General features: G+C 76.4%; 1 protein-coding gene and 1 pseudogene. Both read left to right on the forward strand.

The genetic code is table 11. The annotated features are described in order from the left end of the window. Positions 1-1,902, forward strand: a 1,902-nt coding sequence (locus tag F9B16_RS52115; protein ID WP_192809410.1) for a DUF6077 domain-containing protein, incomplete at its 5' end; no start/stop codon positions are given. An 86-nt stretch (positions 1,903-1,988) separates the two neighbouring features. Continuing rightward, positions 1,989-2,435: pseudogene (locus F9B16_RS50110) on the forward strand (hypothetical protein); the annotation flags it as partial.

Genomic DNA, 2,435 nt, shown 5'->3' on the forward strand with positions numbered 1-2,435 from the left:
CTGCGCCGGCGGCGGCACGGGCGGGAACGCGGGCCGCTGTGGCCGGAGCCCGCCGCGCCGCGCTCCCCCGCCCCCTCGCGCGCCCTCGCCTTGGTCGCCGTCGGGGCGGGGATCGTCGCGGGCGCCTGCGCGGGCCTGCAGACGTCCGGCGCCCCGTGGTGGTGCGCCTGGGCGTTCGGGCTGGTCTCCGCCGCCGCGTCCGCCGCCTGCCTGCTGTTCCGCCGCTCCCCCGCCGGTGCGCCGCCCGCACCGGACGAGCCCTCCCAAGACGAGCCCTCCCAAGACGAGCCCTCCCGGCCCGAGCCTTCCCGGGACGACCCCTCCCGGCTCGAGGTGCCCGCGAGCCGGTGGGGGACGCCGCTCGCGCTCGCCACCGCCGCCGGGTTCTCGGCCGCCTCCCTGTTCATCGTCAACTCCGACGGCGACGACTCCTACTTCGTCTCCCGGTCCGTCGCGACGGCCGCGCTCGGCCGCATCCCCTTCAAGGACGCCATCTTCACCTCGGGGGCGGTCGGCCCCGTCGCGGGCGAGCCGCCGGTCTCCTCGATCGAGGTCCTCGCCGGGAGCCTCGCGCGGATCGCCGGCGTCCCGGCGGCGTCCTTCGTGTACTACCTGCTGCTGCCGGTCGTGACGTTCGCCGCGGTGTGGGCCGTGTGGCGGCTGTCGCGCACGTGGGCGCCGCGCCGGGCCGTGGCGTGCTTCGCGATCGCGGCCGTGTACCTGCTGTGGTCGGGGCTCGGCCCCGCGTCGCTCGGCTCGTTCCATCTGCTGCGGATGTGGCAGGGCAAGGCCGTGATGGTGTCGGCGCTCGTCCCGCTGCTGTACGTCCACCTCACGCGCTGGGCCGAGCGGCGGAGGCGGCGCGACCTGGTGATGCTCGCCGCCTGCGGGGTCGCCGCGACGGGGCTGACCTCCTCGGCCGCGTTCGTCCTGCCGCTGGTCGTCGCCGCCGCCGCGGTACCGCTGATCGTGTCCGGGCGGGTCCGGACGGGCCTGGCGGCCTGCGTCGCGCTCGCCTATCCGGTCGCGGCGGGCGCGGTGGTCACGCTGCAGAACCACGACACCTCCGTGACGGGATTCGTCGGTGACGCCTCGGACGACTTCCGGTGGGTGCTGCTGTACTCCGCGCCGGGCGTCCTCGCGGGGTGCGCGCTGTGGCTCGCGCCGTGGACGGCGCGCCGCGGCGTGCCCGCGCTCATCGGCACCGGAGTGGCCGTGGTGATCACGCTGCTGCTGGTGCCGGGCGTCCTCGGCCTCGCGGCGGACGTGACGGGGGCGGGCCAGGTGCTGTGGCGGACGATGTGGGTCGTGCCCGCGCCCGTCCTGATCGGGCTGCTCGCCACGGTGCGGGTCCCGGTCCCCGCCGGCGGGCGCCGGGCGCTCGGCGTCCTCGCCGCCGCACTGCCCCCCGCCGCACTGGCGGTCACGATGGTCGTGGGCGGGACGCCGGTCTGGTCGGCGGAGAACGGCTCGATCGTCGCGTCGCGCCCGTCGTGGAAGCTTCCGCCGGAGCAGGTGGGGACGGCACGCGCGGTCGTCGACCTGGCCCGGACCGGCGGCGTGGTGGTGATGCCGCCGCCCTACATGCGGGCGGTGCCGCTGCTGACCGCCCGCGTCCACGCGGCGAACCCCAACGGCCACTACCTCCGGAACCTGCCCGTTCCGGCCCGGTTCGTGACCGACCGGCGGGTGCTGACCGCGGCGGTGCGCCGGCCGGGCGGCTGGAAGCCCGCGCTCGCCGACCTCCAGGGCGCGGTCCGCCGGGCCGGGGTCGTCGTCGCCTGCGCGCACCCGCGCGACCTGCGCGGACTGGCCCTGCTGGAGCAGGCCGGGCTGTCGGGCCGCCGCTGGGTCGGCCATCTGGTCTGCCTCTTCTCCCGGCCGGGACCGCGCACCCCTTAGGACGGTTTCCCCTTTAGGTCTGTTTCGACCGCGTCTGTCCGGGCATCGGCGCTCCATTCGATCCGACGCACGTTGGAGGACAGACAATGTCGACCGCCGTCATGGTCGTCATCGCCCTGATCATCATCGCCGCCGTCGCCGCGGTCGCGTTCCTCGCCGCGCGGCAGGCGCGGACGCAGCGGCTGCGCAGGCGCTTCGGCCCCGAGTACGACCGGGCCGTGGAGCAGCACGGCGGCCGCGCCGCCGCCGAGCGGGAACTGCTCGGCCGCGAGCGGCGCCACAAGGAGCTGGAGCTGCGCGACCTCGACCCCCGGCGCCGCGAGCAGTACCGCGAGCAGTGGGTGGCCGTCCAGGAGCGCTTCGTGGACGCGCCCCGCTCGGCGGTGGAGCAGGCCGACGGCCTGGTCACCGTCGTGATGGGCGAGCGCGGCTACCCCACGAGCGGATTCGAGGAGAAGGCCGAGCACCTGTCGGTCGAGCACGGCCGCACGCTCGAGCACTACCGGCGCGGCCACGACATCGGCGGGCGCGCC

This window comes from Actinomadura montaniterrae, assembly GCF_008923365.1.
Taxonomy (GTDB): domain Bacteria; phylum Actinomycetota; class Actinomycetes; order Streptosporangiales; family Streptosporangiaceae; genus Spirillospora; species Spirillospora montaniterrae.